At 72.4% G+C, this 18,823-nt stretch carries 19 protein-coding genes; 11 read left to right on the top strand and 8 right to left on the bottom strand.

Annotated features, from left to right (window positions below):
• Positions 1-72: 72 nt before the first annotated feature.
• Positions 73-627 (top strand): TetR/AcrR family transcriptional regulator, encoded by a 555-nt coding sequence (locus tag SLP03_RS03360; protein WP_319459008.1) that lies wholly within the window; start codon positions 73-75, stop codon positions 625-627.
• A gap of 40 nt (positions 628-667) precedes the next feature.
• Here the strand turns inward: SLP03_RS03360 and SLP03_RS03355 are convergent, their stop codons facing one another.
• Both SLP03_RS03355 and SLP03_RS03350 read right to left on the bottom strand, forming a co-directional pair.
• The gene (locus SLP03_RS03355; RefSeq protein ID WP_319459007.1) at positions 668-2,107 is read right to left on the bottom strand and encodes a GuaB1 family IMP dehydrogenase-related protein; all 1,440 of its coding nucleotides are present in this window, start codon (positions 2,105-2,107) and stop codon (positions 668-670) included.
• A gap of 111 nt (positions 2,108-2,218) precedes the next feature.
• The gene (locus SLP03_RS03350; protein WP_319459006.1) at positions 2,219-3,970 is read right to left on the bottom strand and encodes an acetyl/propionyl/methylcrotonyl-CoA carboxylase subunit alpha; all 1,752 of its coding nucleotides are present in this window, start codon (positions 3,968-3,970) and stop codon (positions 2,219-2,221) included.
• Between the two features lie 130 nt (positions 3,971-4,100).
• Here SLP03_RS03350 and SLP03_RS03345 point away from each other — a divergent pair, with 130 nt between their 5' ends.
• The 4 genes from SLP03_RS03345 (at position 4,101) to SLP03_RS03330 (ending at position 7,938) form a co-directional block, all read left to right on the top strand.
• On the top strand, positions 4,101-4,760 hold the full coding sequence (locus SLP03_RS03345; RefSeq protein ID WP_319459005.1) for a PadR family transcriptional regulator: 660 nt from the start codon (positions 4,101-4,103) through the stop codon (positions 4,758-4,760).
• Between the two features lie 125 nt (positions 4,761-4,885).
• On the top strand, positions 4,886-5,845 hold the full coding sequence (locus SLP03_RS03340) for an ATP-binding cassette domain-containing protein (protein ID WP_319459004.1): 960 nt from the start codon (positions 4,886-4,888) through the stop codon (positions 5,843-5,845).
• A 17-nt stretch (positions 5,846-5,862) separates the two neighbouring features.
• A complete protein-coding gene (locus SLP03_RS03335; RefSeq protein ID WP_319459003.1) occupies positions 5,863-6,618 on the top strand; it encodes an ABC transporter permease in 756 nt (251 codons plus the stop codon).
• A 57-nt stretch (positions 6,619-6,675) separates the two neighbouring features.
• Positions 6,676-7,938 carry an MFS transporter gene (locus tag SLP03_RS03330; protein ID WP_319459002.1) on the top strand — a complete coding sequence of 421 codons (1,263 nt, stop codon included), beginning with the start codon at positions 6,676-6,678 and terminating at the stop codon, positions 7,936-7,938.
• 79 nt (positions 7,939-8,017) lie between these two features.
• Here the strand turns inward: SLP03_RS03330 and SLP03_RS03325 are convergent, their stop codons facing one another.
• From SLP03_RS03325 to SLP03_RS03305, 5 genes are all read right to left on the bottom strand, one after another.
• Positions 8,018-8,671 (bottom strand): O-methyltransferase, encoded by a 654-nt coding sequence (locus tag SLP03_RS03325; protein WP_319459001.1) that lies wholly within the window; start codon positions 8,669-8,671, stop codon positions 8,018-8,020.
• Between the two features lie 9 nt (positions 8,672-8,680).
• Positions 8,681-9,337, bottom strand: coding sequence for a Maf family protein (locus SLP03_RS03320; protein ID WP_319459000.1), 657 nt, complete (start codon positions 9,335-9,337; stop codon positions 8,681-8,683).
• Positions 9,338-9,347: 10 nt separating this feature from the next.
• Positions 9,348-10,490: a type VII secretion-associated serine protease mycosin gene (gene mycP / locus SLP03_RS03315; RefSeq protein WP_319458999.1), complete on the bottom strand. Its 1,143-nt coding sequence runs from the start codon at positions 10,488-10,490 to the stop codon at positions 9,348-9,350.
• 1,414 nt (positions 10,491-11,904) lie between these two features.
• Positions 11,905-12,357 (bottom strand): hypothetical protein, encoded by a 453-nt coding sequence (locus tag SLP03_RS03310; RefSeq protein WP_319458998.1) that lies wholly within the window; start codon positions 12,355-12,357, stop codon positions 11,905-11,907.
• Positions 12,358-12,473: 116 nt separating this feature from the next.
• Positions 12,474-12,686 carry an acyl-CoA carboxylase subunit epsilon gene (locus tag SLP03_RS03305; protein ID WP_319458997.1) on the bottom strand — a complete coding sequence of 71 codons (213 nt, stop codon included), beginning with the start codon at positions 12,684-12,686 and terminating at the stop codon, positions 12,474-12,476.
• A 91-nt stretch (positions 12,687-12,777) separates the two neighbouring features.
• Here SLP03_RS03305 and SLP03_RS03300 point away from each other — a divergent pair, with 91 nt between their 5' ends.
• Positions 12,778-14,763 (top strand): serine/threonine-protein kinase, encoded by a 1,986-nt coding sequence (locus SLP03_RS03300; protein WP_319458996.1) that lies wholly within the window; start codon positions 12,778-12,780, stop codon positions 14,761-14,763.
• A gap of 59 nt (positions 14,764-14,822) precedes the next feature.
• Entirely contained in the window at positions 14,823-15,053 is a 231-nt protein-coding gene (locus SLP03_RS03295) for a hypothetical protein (RefSeq protein ID WP_319458995.1), read from the top strand.
• 99 nt (positions 15,054-15,152) lie between these two features.
• On the opposite strand, the gene SLP03_RS03290 is transcribed toward SLP03_RS03295, so the two are convergent.
• Positions 15,153-15,341: a hypothetical protein gene (locus SLP03_RS03290; protein WP_319458994.1), complete on the bottom strand. Its 189-nt coding sequence runs from the start codon at positions 15,339-15,341 to the stop codon at positions 15,153-15,155.
• Between the two features lie 168 nt (positions 15,342-15,509).
• Here SLP03_RS03290 and SLP03_RS03285 point away from each other — a divergent pair, with 168 nt between their 5' ends.
• From SLP03_RS03285 to SLP03_RS03270, 4 genes are all read left to right on the top strand, one after another.
• Positions 15,510-16,253 (top strand): M50 family metallopeptidase, encoded by a 744-nt coding sequence (locus tag SLP03_RS03285; RefSeq protein WP_319458993.1) that lies wholly within the window; start codon positions 15,510-15,512, stop codon positions 16,251-16,253.
• Positions 16,254-16,375: 122 nt separating this feature from the next.
• Positions 16,376-17,359 carry a ketopantoate reductase family protein gene (locus tag SLP03_RS03280; RefSeq protein WP_319458992.1) on the top strand — a complete coding sequence of 328 codons (984 nt, stop codon included), beginning with the start codon at positions 16,376-16,378 and terminating at the stop codon, positions 17,357-17,359.
• 62 nt (positions 17,360-17,421) lie between these two features.
• Positions 17,422-17,925, top strand: coding sequence for a SigE family RNA polymerase sigma factor (locus SLP03_RS03275; RefSeq protein ID WP_319458991.1), 504 nt, complete (start codon positions 17,422-17,424; stop codon positions 17,923-17,925).
• On the top strand, positions 17,918-18,793 hold the full coding sequence (locus SLP03_RS03270; protein ID WP_319458990.1) for a hypothetical protein: 876 nt from the start codon (positions 17,918-17,920) through the stop codon (positions 18,791-18,793). The genes SLP03_RS03275 and SLP03_RS03270 overlap by 8 nt, the downstream gene beginning before the upstream one ends.
• Positions 18,794-18,823: the final 30 nt, after the last annotated feature.

The following is an 18,823-nucleotide window of genomic DNA, read 5'->3' as shown; positions in this document are numbered from 1 at the left end:
GCCACCGGATCGTCAGGGACCGAACCATTTTCCGACAGTCACATCTTGTCGCTGCCAAGATATGCTCCAGGGGTGACGACGACGACCCGCGGATACCACCACGGCGACCTGCGACGAGCCCTGCTCGCCGCCGCGGTCGAGGCGATCGGCGAGTCCGGGCCGGCCGCGCTGAGCCTCCGTGACCTGGCCCGTCGGGCGGGCGTCTCACACGCCGCGCCCGCGCACCACTTCGGCGACAAGGCCGGCCTGCTCACCGCGCTCGCCGTCGAGGGCTTCGACCTGCTCGCCGAGGCGCTGCGCCGGCCCGGCGACGACCTGCTCGAGATCGGGGTGGCGTACGTCCGCTTCGCGGCCGACCACCGCGCCCACTTCGAGGTGATGTTCGCGCCGGGGCTCTACCGGGCCGACGACCCCGAGGTGGCCGCCGCGCGCGCCCGGGCCGGGGCGGCGCTGCGCGGCGGGGTCGCCGCCCTGCCCGCCGGGTCGACCCCCGACCGGGACGCGCTCGCCGCCTGGTCGATCGTGCACGGCTTCGCCACCCTCTGGCTGGCCGGCGCCCTGCCGCCCGACGCCGGGCGGGACCCGGAGGCCACCGCCCGCACGGTCATCCGCCGCCTCTTCGAGTGACCGCCTGCTGCCGTTGCTCGGGGCCCGCTCCGTGGTCGGCTCACCAGCTGGTGGGCAGGGGCATGCCCTCGGTGTAGCCGGCGGTGCTCTGCACCCCCACGAGCGCACGCTCGTGGAACTCGTCCAGGTTGCGCGCACCGGCGTAGGTGAAGGCGCTGCGTACCCCGGAGATGATCTCGTCGATCAGGTCCTCGACGCCGGGGCGGGCCGGGTCCAGGTACATCCGGGCCGTGGAGATGCCCTCCTCGAAGATCGCCTTCCGGGCCCGGTCGAACGCGCTGTCCTCGGCCGTACGCGCGCTGACCGCCCGGGCCGAGGCCATCCCGAAGCTCTCCTTGTACCGGCGGCCGTCCGCATCGGTGTAGAGGTCGCCGGGGGACTCGTAGGTGCCGGCGAACCACGAGCCGATCATCACGTTGGACGCCCCGGCCGCCAGGGCCAGCGCCACGTCGCGCGGGTGGCGTACGCCGCCGTCCGCCCAGACGTGCCGGCCCAGCGCCCGGGCCGCCGTCGCGCAGTCGAGGACCGCCGAGAACTGCGGCCGGCCGACGCCGGTCATCATCCGGGTGGTGCACATCGCACCCGGGCCGACGCCGACCTTGATGATGTCGGCGCCCGCCTCGACCAGGTCGCGTACGCCGTCCGCGGTGACCACGTTGCCGGCCGCCACCGGGACCGCCGGGTCGAGCTTGCGCACCGCCCGCAGCGCCGAGATCATCCGCTCCTGGTGGCCGTGCGCGGTGTCCACGACCAGCGTGTCGACGCCCGCCTCGAGCAGGGCGGCGGCCTTGCCGGTCACGTCGCCGTTGATGCCCACCGCCGCCGCGATCCGCAGCCGGCCCCGGTCGTCCACGGCCGGCTTGTAGAGGGTGGCGCGCAGCGCGCCCTGCCGGGTGAGCACCCCGACCAGCCGACCCTCCGCGTCCACCACCGGGGCGAGCCGCCGCCGCCCGGCCGAGAGCCGGTCGAAGCCGGTACGCGGGTCCGCGTCCGCCGGCACGATGTGCAGTTCGGTCGACATCACGTGCCGGAGCTGGGCGAACCGGTCCACGCCGACGGTGTCGGCCTCGGTCACCACGCCCACCGGGCGGCCGGCCTCGTCGACCACGATGACCGCGCCGTGCGAGCGCTTCGGCAGCAGGTGGATCGCGTCGCCCACGGTGTCCGTCGGACCGAGGGTGATCGCGGTGTCGTGCACCAGGTGCCGCTGCTTGACCCAGGCGACGACGCTGGCCACCACCTCGATCGGGATGTCCTGCGGGATCACCGCGATGGCGCCGCGTCGGGCGACGGTCTCGGCCATCCGGCGGCCGGCGACCGCGGTCATGTTCGCCACCACCAGCGGGACGGTGGTACCGGTGCCGTCGCCGGTGGCCAGGTCGACGTCGAGTCGCGAGCCCACCTCGGAGCGGGCCGGCGCCATGAAGACGTCGTTGTAGGTCAGGTCGTGCGCGGGAGCCGCGCCATGAAGGAACCGCACCCGAACATCATTCCTGCTCGCGGCCGCTCCCGCCGCCGCTGGTGTCCCACACCACCCGTCGGGCCCCGCCGGTCGGCCTCGATCCGTGGTCCAGGCCCGCCCGGCGGTGAGTCAGGCGATGGTGCAGATCGCGGCGCCGGCCGTGATGACCGCACCGACCTCGGCGGAGAGGCCGCTGACCGTGCCGGCCTTGTGGGCGTGCAGGGGCTGCTCCATCTTCATCGCCTCCAGGACGACGACCAGGTCGCCCTCGGCGACGGTGTCCCCGTCCGCCACGGCGATCTTCACGATGGTGCCCTGCATGGGGGAGGTGAGCGCGTCACCGCTGACCGTGGCCCCCGCCTTGGCCCCGCCGCCCCGGCGAGCCGGCTTCTTCGCGGCGGGCGCGCCGGTGGTCGTACCGGCGCCGAGGCCGGCGGGAAGGGTGACCTCCAGCCGCTTGCCACCCACCTCGACCACGACGGTCTCGCGCTCGGCCGGCGCCTCGGCGGCGCCGGCGGCGGCGGTGAACGCCGGCACGGTGTTGTCGAACTCGGTCTCGATCCACCGGGTGTGCACGGTGAACGGCTCGGCGGTGAACGCCTCGTCCCGGACCACCAGCCGGTGGAAGGGCAGCGCCGTGGCCATGCCGTCGACGACCATCTCGTCGAGTGCCCGGCGGGCCCGCTCGATCGCCTCGGCCCGGTTCTCGCCGGTGATGATCACCTTGGCCAGCAGCGAGTCGAAGTTGCCGCCGATCACGTCGCCGGCCGAGATGCCGGTGTCCACCCGGACGCCCGGGCCGGTGGGGAGCCGCAGCGCGGTCACGGTGCCCGGGGCGGGCAGGAAGTTGCGGCCCGGGTCCTCGCCGTTGATCCGGAACTCGATGGAGTGGCCGCGCGGGGTCGGATCCTCGGTGAAGCGCAGCTTCTCGCCGTCGGCGATCCGGAACTGCTCGCGGACCAGGTCGATGCCGGCGGTCTCCTCGGTCACCGGGTGCTCGACCTGGAGCCGGGTGTTGACCTCCAGGAAGGAGACGATGCCGTCCCTGCCGACCAGGTATTCCACCGTGCCGGCGCCGTGGTAGCCGGCCTCCCGGCAGATGGCCTTGGCGCTGTCGTGGATCTGGGTGCGCTGCGCGTCGGTGAGGAACGGCGCGGGGGCCTCCTCGACCAGTTTCTGGTGCCGGCGCTGCAGCGAGCAGTCCCGGGTGCCCACCACGATCACGTTGCCGTGCTGGTCGGCCAGGACCTGCGCCTCGACGTGGCGGGGCTGGTCGAGGTACCGCTCGACGAAGCACTCGCCCCGGCCGAACGCGGCGACCGCCTCCCGGGTGGCCGACTCGAAGAGCTGCGGGATCTCCTCCATGGTGCGGGCGACCTTGAGGCCGCGACCGCCACCGCCGAAGGCGGCCTTGATGGCCACCGGCAGGCCGTGGTCGACGGCGAAGGCCATCACCTCGTCCGGGCTGCCCACCGGGTCCGGGGTGCCGGGGACCAGCGGCGCGCCGGCGCGCTGCGCGATGTGCCGGGCGGTGACCTTGTCGCCGAGGTCCCGGATGGCCTGCGGGGTGGGGCCGATCCAGGTCAGCCCGGCGTCGACGACGGCCTGGGCGAAGTCGGCGTTCTCGGAGAGGAAGCCGTAGCCGGGGTGCACCGCGTCGGCGCCGGCCTTCCCGGCGATGTCGATCAGCTTGTCGATCCGCAGGTAGCTCTCCGCCGCGGTGTCGCCGCCGAGCGCGTACGCCTCGTCTGCGAGGGTGACGTGCAGGGCGTCCCGGTCGGAGTCCGCGTAGACGGCGACGCTGCCCAGACCGGCGTCGCCGCAGGCGCGGATGACGCGGACGGCGATCTCGCCGCGGTTGGCGATGAGTACCTTGCGCACCTTGGTGGCTCCTCCCGGGAGGTCGATGTCGGGAGTGTATCGGCCGGCCTCGCGACCCTAACGATCGCTCAGTGTGGGATGCCGCACTCGAATGCGCGCACTAGTCAAACTTGTTTATTACGCTTGTCCGATGTCGGCGACGCGGATGATGATTCTCGGGCTGGTCAAGTGGATGCAACCGGTGCACGGCTACGACGTGCGCCGTGAGCTGCTGAGCTGGAGCGCCGACAAGTGGGCCAACATCCAGCCTGGTTCGATCTACCACGCGTTGCGGAAGCTGGCCGAGGAGGGGCTGCTCCGCGCGGTCGCCACCGAGCAGGTCGGCGGCCGGCCGGCGCGGACCACGTACGAGATCACGGATAAGGGCGCGGACGAGTTCGAGACGCTGCTGCGCGGACTGTGGTGGCAGTTGCAGGAGCCCGCCGATCCGTTCACCGCGGCCTTCTCCTTCCTGCCGGCCCTGCCCCGGGAGGAGGCGGCGGCGGCCCTGCGGAACCGGGCGATGCTGTTGCGGGCCGGCGTCGAGTCGATGCGGGCGGCGATGGACTCCGAGTGGATGCGGACCACCCGGCCGGTGCACGTGGGCTGGATCTTCGAACTCTGGTCGGCCCGCTCGGAGGCGGAGATCGCCTGGTGCGAGCGGATCGCCGAGCGGATCGAGTCCGGGATGTCGTACCTACCTGCTGGACTGGTCGGCGGGGAGAGTTGGGTCGAGTGGCAGCAGCAGAACCTGGGCGCGGCCGGCGAGTCCGGCGGCGACCGGGGCCTGGACGCGACCACCGAGCAATAATCAACGTTGACTACAGACGCTATATCGCGTTAGCCTGAGCCCCGCACAACGGGGGGAGTACGCCGTCCGGCGTCGTCCCCAGGCGAGAACGGCCGGTGCGCCGGCCCGGACGACCAGGAGCAGAAATGATCGAGACCAGGGGACTGCGGAAGTCGTTCCGCTCCCGGGCAGGTCGCGAGACGAAGACCGTGGACGCCGTCAGGGGCGTCGACCTCACGGTGGCGGAAGGGGAGATCTTCGGCTTCCTCGGCCCCAACGGCGCCGGCAAGACCACCACCCTGCGGATGCTCGCCACCCTCATCGAGCCCGACGGCGGCGAGGCCACCATCGCCGGCGCCGACCTGCGCAAGGACCCGGCCGAGGTGCGCCGCCGGATCGGCTACGTGGCCCAGGGCGGCAGCACCTGGGACGAGTCCACCGCCCGCGAGGAGCTGGTCCTGCAGGCCCGGCTCTACGGCATCGGCAAGGCCGAGGCGCACCGACGGGCCGCCCGCGCGCTGGACGCCTTCCAGCTCACCGAGTACGCCGACCGCAAGTGCAAGACGTACTCCGGCGGCCAGCGGCGGCGGGTCGACATCGCGCTCGGCATCATCCACGAGCCGAAGATCGTCTTCCTGGACGAGCCGACCACCGGCCTCGACCCGCAGAGCCGGGCGCACATGTGGGACGAGATCCGCCGGCTGCGGTCCGACGGGATGACGGTCTTCATCACCACGCACTACCTGGACGAGGCGGACGCGCTCTGCGACCGGATCGCGATCATGGATCACGGCGAGGTGGTCGCCGGGGGCACCCCGGCCGAGCTGAAGCGGGAGATCTCCGGCGACGTGGTGCTCGTCGGCCTCGACACCGCCACCACCCCGCAGGCCGCGGAGCTGCTCGACGCCGAGCCGTACGTCAGCAAGCTGGAGACCGCCGAGGAGGGCGGGCTGCGCCTCTACGTCGAGGACGGCGCGACGGCCATCCCGCAGGTGCTGCGCCGCCTCGACCACGCCGGGCTGGAGCTGCGCTCCATCGAGCTGCACCGCCCGAGCCTCGACGACGTCTTCCTCACCAAGACCGGCCGCTCGCTGCGCGAGTCCTGAGAAACCGGAGACCGACCATGAAACTCGCCCGCGACACCTGGCTCATCTTCGAGCGCCAGATCCAACTGCTGCTGCGCAACCCGGTCTGGGTCTTCGTCGGCGTCTTCCAGCCGGTGATGTACCTGCTGCTCTTCGCCCCGCTGCTCAAGCCGGCGCTGAACGCGCCCACCCAGGCCGCCGCGTACAAGATCTTCGTACCCGGCCTGCTGGTGCTGCTGGCCATCTTCGGCGGCCTGTTCCAGGGCTTCGGCCTGATCGCCGAGCTGCGCGCCGGGGTCATCGAACGGTCCCGGGTCACCCCGGTCAGCCGGCTCGCCCTGCTGCTCGGCCGCTCGCTGCGGGACGTGGTCTCGCTGCTCGTACAGGCCGTCATCATCACCCTGCTGGCGCTCCTGTTCGACCTGCGGGTGTTCATCGGGGACCTGCTCCTGGCGTACCTGATGCTCGCGCTGATCGCGTTGATGACCTCGGCCGTCTCGTACGGCGTCGCGCTCAAGGTCAAGAGCGAGGACGCGCTCGCCCCGCTGATGAACACCGTCGCCCAGCCGGTGCTGCTGCTCTCCGGCATCCTGCTGCCGCTCACCTTCGCCCCCGGCTGGCTCCAGGGCGTCGCCGAGTGGAACCCGTTCTCCTGGGCGGTCGACGGCACCCGTGCGCTCTTCGCCGGCGACCTCGACAACGACAAGGTCTGGCAGGGGCTGACCATCACCGCGGTGCTCGCCGTGGCCGGCGTGGTCTGGGCCGCCCGGCAGTTCGCCCGCAGCGTTCGCTGAGAGAGCTGCCTCTCACCTGGGGCGGGGCGCCGGTCCGACGCTTGTAGCGTAAGGCCGGTGCCCCGCCTCACCCGTGACAAGATCACCTGGCTGACCTACGCCCAGCTGGGGCTGTGGGGCTTCTTCCTCTACGGGTTCGGCCCGGTCGTACCGCTGCTCCGCGACGAGCAGGGCACCAGCGCCGCCGTCGCCGGCCTGCACAGCACCGGCATCGCGGTCGGCGCGCTGCTCGGCGGGGCGCTCTTCGCGCCGGTCGCCCGCCGCCTCGGTCGCGGCTCCGCGATCTGGCTCGGGCTCGCCGGGGTGGCCGCCGGCGTCGCCGCGCTCGGCCTCCTGCATCCGCTGCCGGCGACCATCGCCTCGGTCGCGGTGATCGCCACCTTCGGCATGATGGTGATCAGCGGGGTCAGCGTCGTGCTCACCGCCCGCCACGGCGAGGCCGCCCCCGCCGCCCTCACCGAGGCCAACGCCGCCTGCGCCGGCATGGGCATCCTCGCCCCGCTGGTCATCGGCGCCACCGTCGGCGCGGGCCACGGCTGGCGGCCGGTGATGGCCGTCGAGGTCGGGCTGATCGCGCTGGTCGCCCTCGCCGCCCTGACCTTCCGGGTACGCCTCCCGCACGCCGACCGACCCGTCACCGGGGCCGACCCGGCCGGCTCGCGGCCGGCCTACGCCGGTGCCGGCGACCCGACCGGCGACGGGCCGACCCGGGCAGCGGCCCAGCGGCTACCCCGGACATACTGGATCGCCTGGGTGCTGATGGCGTTCACCGGCTCGATCGAGGTGTGTCTGTCGCTGTGGACCGCCGACGTGCTGCGCACCCACGCCGGACTGAGCGCCGGTGGCGCGTCGGCGGCGGTCGCCGCGATCGTCTGCGGGATGTTCGTCGGCCGGGTGGCCGGCGGCCGGTTCGCCCTGCGCTGGCCGGCGGTGCCGCTGCTGCTGGCGGCGCTGACCGTGTCGCTGCTCGGCTTCGCCCTGTTCTGGGTCGCCACGGTGGGCTGGCTCGCCGTCGCCGGCCTGGTCGTGCTCGGGCTGGGCAACGCCCTGCACTACCCGCTGGTGATCTCCATCGCGCTCGCCGTCGCCGGGCCGGCCGCCGACAAGGCGGCGGGCTGGTCGTCGTACTCGATGGGGGTGGGCTTCGGCATCGCGCCGGTCGCGCTGGGGTGGGTGGCCGACGGCGTGGGCCCGCACCTGGCTTTCCTGCTGCTGCCCGGCTTCATCGCGGCGGCCGGGCTGCTCGCCGTGCGGCTCGGCCGCGCCCTGCGGGCCGCTCACCCGGCCGACGAACGGGCCCCGATCCCGATTCCCGCCTGAGCCCGGGCGCTGCCGGCGGCCCTGCCCCACCGCGCCGGGCCTGTGCCGTCGGCCGGCGCGGCCCGGCTTGACGCCGGCCTCAGCGCACCCGGGCGAGCGTGACGCCGTCGGCGATCGGCAGCATCACCGGCTCCACCCGGACGTCGGCCAGGACCTCGTCGTTGAACGCGGCGATCGCCCGGTCGTCGGCGTTCTGCGGGGCGAGCACCCGGCCGCCGCGCAGCGTGTTGTCCACCGCGATCACCGCGCCCGGACGCATCCGCGGCACCAGTTCGTCCCAGTAGATCGGGTAGCCGACCTTGTCCGCGTCGATGAACGCGAAGTCCAGGTACCGCTCGCGGGGCAGCTCGCGCAGCGTCTCCCCGGCCGGACCGATGCGCAGGTCGATCCGGTCGTCGACGCCGGCCCGGACCCAGTAGCGGCGGGCGACGCTGGTGTACTCCTCGGAGATGTCGAAGCAGGTGAGCCGGCCGCCGTCGGCCAGCCCCCGGGCGATCGCCAGGGCGGAGAGCCCGGTGAACGTGCCGACCTCCACCGCCTGCCGCGCCCCGAGCAGCCGGGTGAGGAAGGTCAGGAAGGCGGCCTGCTCCGGCGCGACCTGCATGTCCGCCTGGGCCGGCAGCGCGGCCAGGGTCTCCTCGGTCAGCTCATGGACGATCTCGTCCGGGGCGGACCCGTGCGCGACGAGGTAGGCGTGCAGTTCCGGGGTCAGTGCCAGCGGCTTCGTGCTCATGACCGGACGTTAGCCGAGATGCTCGATCTCCTGGCCCCCTGGCGCAACCTTCGTCCACAGGTCCGTCACGCTCAGCTCCAACTCGCCGAGCAGGCCGCGCAGCAGCGGCAGGCTGAGCCCGACCACCGTGCCCGGGTCGCCCTCGATCCCGGTCAGGAACACGCCGCCCAACCCGTCGATGGTGAACGCCCCGGCCACGGCCAGCGGCTCACCCGTCGCCACGTACGCGGCGATCTCCGCGTCGCTGATGTCGGCGAAGTGCACGGTGGTGGAGGCGACCCGCTCCGCGCGCGCCTCACGGGTGACGTCGATCAGGCAGTGCCCGGTGTGCAACACGCCGCTGCGCCCCCGCATCCGCTCCCACCGCCGCGTGGCGTCCGCCGCGTCGGCCGGCTTGCCGAGGATCTCCCCGTCGAACGCGAGCACCGAATCACACCCCAGCACCAGCGTCCGCTCGTCCGGGGTGGCCCGCAGCCGACCCAGCACCGCCTCCGCCTTGAGCCGGGCCAGTTCCAGACACAGTTCCTCGGCCCGGTCACTGACCACCTGGGACTCATCCACCCCACTGACCAGCACGTCGGGCTCGATCCCGGCGGCCTGGAGCAGCTTGCGGCGGGCGGGACTCTGCGAGGCGAGGACGAGGCGCAGCGGTACGGAGTTCAGCACCCGACCGACGCTACCGGCTGATCCGCGGCGGCGGGCCGTCGGCACGTCGACGCCGCCGCCAGAGCAGGTAACCGCCGCCCGCCGCCACCAGCACACCGAGCGTGGCCAGGCCGCGCGCCGTCGCGCCATCGTCCCCGCCGGCCGACGCCGGCTCCGCGGCGGTCGTCGTGGTCGGCGCGCTCGCCGCCACGGATTCGAAGCCGAGCGGGGGTACGTCCGCCGTCAGCGCCGCGACCAGGTCGATGACGCCGTAGCCGTACTCGTCGTCCCGGCCAGGTGGGCCCTTGTCGATCGCGGTCGCGGTGAGCCGGTGCGCGACTTCCTGGGCGGGGAGGTAGGGGTACTTCGACCTGATCAGTGCAGCTGCTCCCGCCACAATGGCGGTGGCGTCGGAGGTGCCGGTGCCCTTGCGGTACTTGCCGTCGGTACTGGTGCTGTAGATGTCCACGGCAGGTGCGACAACATCAATCTCTGGCCCACTGACGGATACGGCAGCGTGGTGGCTAGTTCGATCGATACCGCCGACCGCGACGACGCCGGGATACGCAGCAGGATATTTGACTCCTTGATCCCGAGGCTGGTTTCCGGCTCCAGCTACTACGATCACATTTTCTCGGACAGCGTTGTCGATGGCCTTGCGCAATTGGGGGCTGGAGTCCGCAACTGAGGAGATGCTGATAACGTCGGCGTCCTTGGAGACGGCGAAGTTGATGGCAGTGGCCAGATCGTCGCTATCTCCGTCCTCGTTGTCAACCTTCGTGCGAATGGGCAGGATTTTTGCCCTAGGAGCTATGCCTAGAGCGCCGGTGCCGCCTTTCTGTCCGTGGGCAGCGATCAGTCCAGCCATTCCGGTGCCATGGCTATTGCGGTCTTGACGCCCATCTCCGCTGCCTCCCGTGATGATGTCTCGACCATAAAGGAGGTTGTCTCTGAGGTCGGGGTGTGGGTCTACCCCTGTGTCTGGCACTGCGACTATTGTCCCCTCGCCCGTGCTAATTTGCTGCGCTTCCGCGGCCTTGAGATAGCGCAGATGCCACTGGTCGGTGCGGATTCTTTGAGCCCCAGGCGGCTGAGCGCCAGCCGCCTGTGGGGCTGGCGAAGGGATTACGGCGGATGCAAGTAAGAGGCCAACGGTTGCTGGGATGAACTTCATCAGCGGTCGAAGCCGATGGCCGGACCTGGGTTGATCGGGCCTTCTTCGTCTGGCGGTCGAACCACTGGAGAGACCCCTTCCTCTGTCTCCCAAGGATGGTCTGGATTCCAGCGGTGCGATTCGGAGCCGGCGCCACCTTGGGAACGATTGGGCTGCGCACTCCCAAGCCCGGATGTGTTGCCCATGCCCGGCGCTCCACCGATCGGGGATGCGCCGTGCAAGCCGCAAACTTGAGAAGCACGTCCCGCGCCCGGGCGAGAACCCGCGCCTCCCGTTGGCGAAGTGCCAGCACCACCGCTACCAAATACGCCTCCGACTGGGTTCACTCGACGTGGCGGATTGGTGCCGCCGGGTTGACCTAGTCCCATGGCAGGCGTGCCACCTATCAGTCCGCTTGGCGGCATCGATCGCGGCGGGGTAGGCGGAGCAACGTGTGGCAGACCACTTGCTCCACCGGCGCTCGGCCGGCCGATTGGGCCAGTCTGGACGCGAACTGGCCCCGCCGTACCGACATCTCTAGAGGAGCCGGTGAGGGGCGGCAGGCCTATCGTCTGACCAGGCTGAAGGGGGGAGGGAGGTGTGACGGCGGGCGTAACTGGAGCGACTGGGGGCGTCGCCAATCCAGCGCCTGCACCACCGAGTACGGGTCCGGCGCCGAGAACCGGACCGGTGCCAGGCGCCGTCGGCGTCGTCACCTGCCGCGCGCTTGCCGCAGGCCGACCTGCCGTGGTTGCGGGACGGGTTGCTGTGACTGGAATGGGCACGATAGGGGGAATCACCGGGGCAGCCGATGCTCCCGAATACACATCGGCGTTTGTTTGGTCTACCTGAGGGTTGATGCGGGGCCTCGGCGGCGGTTGGCGGAGCATTACTTGGGCTTGCTGGAGTTCGCCGCTGAGCCCCGTCATCAGGCCGCGCGCCTGCACGTTCAGCCGTTCCAGGTCCGCGTCGGTCACCGGTGGCTGCTCCGGCAGCCGGCTCCCGGCCACCGCCTTCGGATCGGCAACTGTCGCCTCGTACGCCTGCTTTTGCTGGAGCTTGGTCGCGTACTCCTTGTAGAGCGGCTCAAGCTCGGCGCGGGTGCTGCCGATGGCGCGGGTTGCGGCGGCGAGCGCGTCGTGGTTCCCGGCGGCCGCGTCGTGGGTTCGTTGCACCTGGTCGATGAGCTGATCCAGCTCGCCGATGTACGCGCGGGCGGCGGCGTTGGTCTCCGGCGGCCAGGCTGCGGCGAGGCCGCGCCGGTATTCCTGCAGACGGCTCAGGTGGGCCAGGGCGAGGTCGCAGACCTTGCGCCAGCCGGCGACCTGCTTCCAGTGCCCGGTGGTGTCGTGGTCCTGGAGGCAGGCCCACATGCTGAGCACGTCCATCAGTCGCCAGTCGGTGAGGCCGGACGTCCGGCCGCTGCCCCGCTCGATCACGGCAGCACCACCCGCCCGCTCTCCGGCCCGGTCGGATCGGGGAGCGCGGGCAGGGGGTGTGCCGCCGTCGCGGAGGGGCCGGCCAGGGCGCGCTCGACGTCGGAGACCCGGGCGGACGAGAACGCGTCGGAGCCGGCATAGTGGTCGGCGATCGTGCCGGCCGCCTGGGCCAGGCGGCCGGTCGCGGGGACCATGCCCCAGACGACCTTGGTGGTGGCTCGCTGGGTTTCGTGGTGCGCCTGGAGGAACTGGACCAGCTCGACGAAAGCGTCGGCCGGGTTGGGGATGGGGGCCTTCATGTCGTCCGCGATGTACGACAGGTGGGGGGCGTAGTTGCGCTCGACCTCGGCCTGGAGCCGGTCGGCGAACTCGCGCATCTGTCGGATGTCGGCCTCGATGCCGGCGTAGTCACGCAGCCAGCCCGCTGGCCGGTCCTCCTCGGGGATCATCGGCCCTCCTGCCCGTCACCGCACCGTTTCCCTGAGTGAGGTTAATGGCTGCGGCGCGATCTCGGCAGTCCCGACAAACTTCTCCCAGCTCAGAAACCGCCGTACCCGGGAAAAGGTCAGCGGGGGAGGCCGGCGGCGCGCCACGCGCCCGGGCCGGCGGCGGGCGTCGCGCCGGCCGGACGGCCGCTGCGCGCCCACGTCGACACGGCGGCCGGCGCGGGGGCGGCGGCCGGGCGGGTCCGGACGACGATGGCGCCGACGAGGGCGGCCAGTTCCTCGGCGGTCGGCGCGCCGCGGACGATCCGGAACAGCGGCTCTTCGGCAGACATGACGTCAGGGTACGCGTCGAGAACTTGACCTTCGCCGCACAGTGGCGTGCCGACGGTGTGAGGGTCGGGCCAGCCGGGTACCGTCTCACCGATGTCGAATGCGCTTCCCCAACTCGTCGCCGACCGATACCGGCTCATTTCGCCGCTCGGCCAGGGCGGCATGGGTCGAGTATGGAAGGCGCGCGACGAGGTGCTGCACCGGGACGTTGCCATCAAGGAACTCGTCCCGCCGCCCAGCCTCACCCCGGAGGAGCGCCGCGAGATGCGGGAACGCTCCCTGCGGGAGGCGCGGGCCATCGCCCGGCTCAACAACGGCAACGTGGTCCGCATCTTCGACGTGCTGCGCACCGACGGCGACCCGTGGATCGTCATGGAGTACGTGCCGTCCAAGTCGTTGCAGGACACCCTCGCCGCGGACGGGCCGGTGTCGCCGGCCAAGGCGATCGAGATCGGCCTCGGTGTGCTGGGCGCGTTGAAGGCCGCGCACAAGGCGGGCGTGATGCACCGGGACGTCAAGCCGGGCAACGTGCTGATCGGGGACGACGGCCGGGTGGTGCTGACCGACTTCGGTCTGGCCACCATCCCCGGCGACCCGAACGTGACCCGCACCGGCCTGGTTATGGGCTCGCCGGCGTACATCGCGCCCGAGCGGGCCAGGGACGGCACCGCCGGGCCGGAGGCCGACCTCTGGTCGCTGGGCGCGACCCTCTACGCGGCCGTGGAGGGCAAGTCGCCGTACGCCCGGCCGTCCGCGATCGGCACGCTGGCCGCGCTGGCCACCGAGCCGATGCCGCTGCCGAAGAACGCCGGGCCGCTCAAACCCGTGCTCAACGGCCTGCTCCGCAAGGACCCGGCCGACCGGATCACCGCCGAGGTGGCCGAGCGTCTGCTCCGCAAGGCCGGTGGCAAGCGTGCGAGGGTCATCCCGCTGCTGGAGGGCGTACGCCGGCCGGGGCCGAACGGCCCGCGCGAGCCGCGCCCGCCGATGGTGCCCGCGCCGCGCCCGGCCGACGCGAGCTCCGGCCGGCCGGCCGCCGCGCCGGCCCCGCGCAAGCCCGAAATGGGTACGGCCGCTGCCGCCGCGTTCGCGGCCGACGCCGCCACCAGGACGCCCACCGGGTCGGACGCCGCCCCGACCGCCAAGGTCGACCCGCCCGTGTCCACTCCGGACGCCGAGCCGACCGCGAAGGTCGAGGCCCCGGCGACCGCCCTCGACGAGACCCGCGTGGACGCGTCGGCACCTACGGCGGCCGACGACGACACCCGGATGGATGCGCCGCCGACCAAGCCGGCGAACCCGACCTCGGTCATGCCGGCACCGGTGAGCCCGGCGCCGTCGACCGGTCGGGCCACCGTCGTTCCCGGCACGAAGCCGGACCACAAGCGGCGCAACCTGCTGATCGGTACGCTGGTCGCGCTCCTGCTGCTCGGGATCGTGGTCGCCGTGCCGCTGCTCAACGGCGGCGACCCGAAGGGCGGCGGGGGCCAGCAGGCTGGCGGCACCACCGCCCCCTCGGAAGGGCCGTCCGCGGCTGCCACCTCGGAGCCGGCCGCGCCGGCCCCGTCCAGCGCCGCGCCCAGCGTGACCCCGTCGGCCAGCCAGTCGACCGGTGCCCGGCTACCTCGCGGCTGGAGTCTCTACAAGGACCCGACCGGCTTCTCAGTGCCGGTGCCCCCCGGATTCGGCCGGCCTTCCCGCGTGCACTTCGGCCGCGGGCCGGAGGACTGGCGGATCCGTTTCTCGGACGGCAAGGGTCGCGCCCTGCTGATCGACCAGACGACGCGGCCGCTCAAGGATGCCGAGGCGGACTGGCGGGACCAGGAGCGTAGTCGCCGGGGAAGCTACTCCGGCTACCAGTTGGTGAAGATCGCCTCGGTGGACTACTGGGACGAGGCGGCCGACTGGGAGTGGATCTACAACGAGAACAATCGGCGGACCCACGTGCGTAACCGAGGTTTCGTGACCGCGCCCGACAAGGGTTACGCCATCCGCTGGGACTGCCCGGAGGCGGACTGGGCGGCGAACGAGCCCAACTTCAAGATCATCGCAGACGGGTTCGTGCCGGTCCGAAAGTGACTCGCATGGCCTTCCGTTGAATGGGGTACTGATCCCGTGACGACGGAAGGAGGTACGACATGAGTTACCGACGCAAGGACATCCGGCCCCGACTGGCACTGTGGATGCTGGTCGCGCTGGGGGACATCGTCCTGCTACTGGTGAGCGCCGGCGTCTCCGCGCTGGTCGCGCTGCTCGGTGTCGTGGCCGTCACCGTCGCCGGGGTGGCCGCCCGGCGTCTGACGCGGCGGAACGCCCTGGCCGGAGAGGGCACGGTGCCCGTGCCGGTCGCGGCCCGACGGAGGGCCTGACCGACAGCAGCGACGGTGGCGGCAGCCGGACCAGCTATCGACCGAAGGTGATAGGCGATCCCGCTGCCGCCGACCTTTCGGGCCGCCGCCGCGGTGCCGTCAGCGGAGGGTGGCGGGGTCGATCTGCCAGCGGAATGGCTCCGTCAGGGTCAGCGTCTCGCCGGCCTTGGCCACCCGTTCCTCGACGTAGTGCGAGCTGTCGAGCTGGTGCAGCCGGAGCGAGTGGCTGTCGCCGTCCTGCTCGACCAGCAGGTAGCACTGGATGCGGGCGATCGCGTAGAGCTGCATCTTGAGTTGACCAGCGGGCAGGTGGCGTCGATGGCCTTGGCGTGGCCTTCCAGGGGAGCCGCGCTCACCGGCGTCCACCTCCCGCTCCGATCGCTACCCGGTCAGTCTCACACGATACGGGTCAGCGTCCGTCGGACGACACAGGTCAAGCCGGTAGGCTCCCCGCCCATGCCCCTGATCGACGGCCTGACCACCCTCTGGGACAAGCTCCTCGGCGCGCAGCCCGACCCGCCGCCGCTGCTTGTCCTGCTGACCGCCGCCGTCGCGCTGGTGGTCGTCGCCACCCGCCTGCCCTGGCGGATCGCCCGCAACGCGGTCACCATCGCGCACGAGGGCGGGCACGCATTGGTGGCCCTGCTGACCGGCCGGAAGCTGCGCGGCATCCGGCTGCACTCCGACACCTCCGGGCTCACCCTCTCCGCCGGCCGGCCCACCGGTCCGGGGATGATCCTCACCCTGCTCGCCGGGTACGTCGCCCCCTCGCTGGTCGGCCTCGCCGGGGCCTGGCTGCTCGCTGGCAACCGGATCACCTTGCTGCTCTGGGTCGCCGTGGCGCTGCTGCTGGCCATGCTGGTGCTGATCCGCAACGTCTTCGGCGTGCTCTCGCTGCTGGTCACCGGCGGGGTGGTGCTCGCCGTCTCCTGGTACGCCTCCTCGCAGGTGCAGGCCGCGTTCGCCTGGACCTCCGTCTGGTTCCTGCTCCTCGGCGGGGTACGGCCTGTGGTGGAGCTGCAACGGCTGCGCAGCCGGGGCCGGATGCCGGAGTCCGACGCCGACCAACTCGCCCGGCTGACACCGTTCCCGGCGCTGCTCTGGGTGACCGTCTTCGCCCTGGTCAGCCTGGCCGCCCTCGGCGTCGGCGCGCTGCTGCTCGCCGGCCCGATCCTGACCGACGCCGGCTTCACCCTCTGACGAACCGGGCAGCCGACCGAGGGGCGGCCGGGACCCGGTCGAGGGGGCAGCCCCGGCCGGCAAACGGTGGCTCTGCCACCTCGCCACGGCGGGATGATCCGACGGCGGGCAGAATCGGACAGATGCGATACGTGATCATCGGGGCGGGCGCGGTCGGCGGCACCATCGGCGTACGGCTGGGGGAGGCCGGCCGGGACGTGACGCTGGTGGCCCGCGGCGCGCACCTGGACGCGATCCGCGCCCATGGGCTGACCCTGCGCACCCCGGAGGGCACGGTGACCTGGCGTGGGCCGGCCACCGACGGGCCGCCGGCGGCGCCGCTGCCGGCGGACACCGTGCTGGTGCTGACGGTGAAGTCGCAGGACACCGACGCGGCGCTGGCGACCTGGGTGGACGCCCCGGTCGAGGGCGGCGGTACGGCCGGGGAGCGGTTGCCGCTGCTCGTCGCCCAGAACGGGGTGGCCAACGAGCGGGCCGCGCTGCGGCTCTTCGCCCGGGTGTACCCGGTCTGCGTCTGGCTGCCCGCCACCCACCTGGAGCCCGGTGTGGTCGTCGCCAACGGCCACCCGCACCCGGGGATGCTGCAGCTGGGCCGCTATCCGTCCGGATCGGACGACACCAGCCGAGTGGTGGCCGCCGACCTGGCCGCCGCCGGGTTCGTCGTCCCAATCCGCGACGACGTGATGCGCTGGAAGTACGGCAAGCTGCTGAGCAACCTCGGCAACGGCTTGCAGGCGCTGCTCGGCCGCGACTTTCCCGATCCACTCGCCGAGCGGGTCCGGGCCGAGGGGGTCGCGGCGCTCGCCGCGGCCGGGATCGCGCACACCACTCCCGAGGAGGAGGCGGCCGAGCGCGGCGACCAGGTCCGGCACCGGCCGGTCGACGGCGAGCAGCGGGCCGGCGGATCCACCTGGCAGAGCCTGGCCCGGGGCGCGGGTTCCGCCGAGGCCGACCACCTGAACGGCGAGGTCGTGCTGCTCGGCCGGCTGCACGGCGTACCGACCCCGGCGAACGCCGCCGTCCAGCTCGCCGTCCGCCGGGCGGTACGCGAGCGGATCCCGGCCGGCGGCTTCCCCCGGGCCGAGCTGGAGAAAATGATCGGCTGACCGGCAACCGCGGGCCCGCCGACAGGCGTCTCCCCTGCGACCGCCACGGGGGAGGTACCAGAGTGCCGGACGTCGACGGGTTCGACGAGTTCTACCGGGGCAGCCGACAACGTTTGCTCGGTTTCGTCTACGTGCTCACCAGCGACCTCGCCGAGGCCCAGGACGCCGTGCAGGAGGCGTACATCCGGGCCTGGCAGCGCTGGTCGACGGTGCGCGACTACGACGACCCGGAGGCCTGGTTGCGGGTGGTGGCCAGCCGGATCGCGGTGAGCCGCTGGCGCAGCCTGCGCAGCCGGGGCCGCGCCTACCTGCGGCACGGCGTCGAGGAGACCAGCCCCGCCCCGAGCATCGACACGGTCGAGGTGGTGGCCGCGCTGCGCCGGCTGCCGGAGGAGCAGCGCACCGCCATCGCCCTCTACTACCTGCTCGGCATGCCGGTCGCCGAGGTGGCCCGGGAGACCTCGGCCCCCGTCGGCACGGTGAAGGCCCGGCTTTCCCGGGGGCGTGCCGCGCTCGCCGGGCTGCTCGCGGTCGTGGATCTGGAGGAGGAGGCCGCAGATGCGTGACGAGGACCTGACGTTCGTCGAACTGGTGCACCGGGACCTGCGGGACGTCCGCTGGCTCGAGGCGGCCGAGCTGCGGGCGCGGGGCAGCCGCCGCAGCCGGCGTGCGACGGTGGCTGCGGCCGCGGTGGTGCTGGCGGCCGTCTGCGGCTCGACGGTGGCGTTGGCCGGGGCGGCCCGGGAACCCGCGGTCACCGCCCCGGCGAGCCGGTCCGGTGCGGCGGAGATCCCCGTCGAGGCGCTGCTGTCCAGGACCGACCCGGAGCTGCGCGCCCTCGGCGCGACCGCCGACATGGAGCTGGGCGACTCGGGAATGGCGGAGCCGGTCCGGGTCGACGCACTGCTCGACGTCTGCGCCCGGGAGCACGGCGAGCCGGCACGAACGCTCGTGTCGCGCTACTCACGCTCCCGCAATCTGCTCCGCCACAGCTCGCCGGATCGGCCTGACTCGGTGTATCCGGTGCTCGCACAGGACATCTACCGGATGACCCCCGACGCGGCCGCTCAGGTCTTCGACGACATCGACCGGCACACGTCGGTGTGCGCGGCCTGGGAGCAGACGGTGCCGAACATGGTCAAGGGGGAGGTGTCGGGGACGAAGCAGCTGCTGCAACGCTGGCAGGTGGTGGACCGGAACTTCGCCGGCGACCGGGCGGTCCTGCTGCGGCACACCGAGTCCGAGGGAACGAGCACGCACATCGTCCGACCCGACCAGCAGCTCAACGTACGAATGGTCGTCCAGGTCGGTGACGTCGTCACGGTGCTCGCCCCCGAGGTCGGCGTGGTGCCCTGGACCACGGATGAGCAGCTACGGACGTTGGCCCGAGGCGCGGCCGCCCGGATGTGCGCCGCAGCCGACCCGCCATGCTGACGCGTCCGGGCCCCCGTCGTGGACACGACG

The organism is Micromonospora sp. RTP1Z1 (genome assembly GCF_033804685.1).
Lineage (GTDB): Bacteria > Actinomycetota > Actinomycetes > Mycobacteriales > Micromonosporaceae > Micromonospora.
This window is presented reverse-complemented; position numbering and strand designations above follow the sequence as displayed.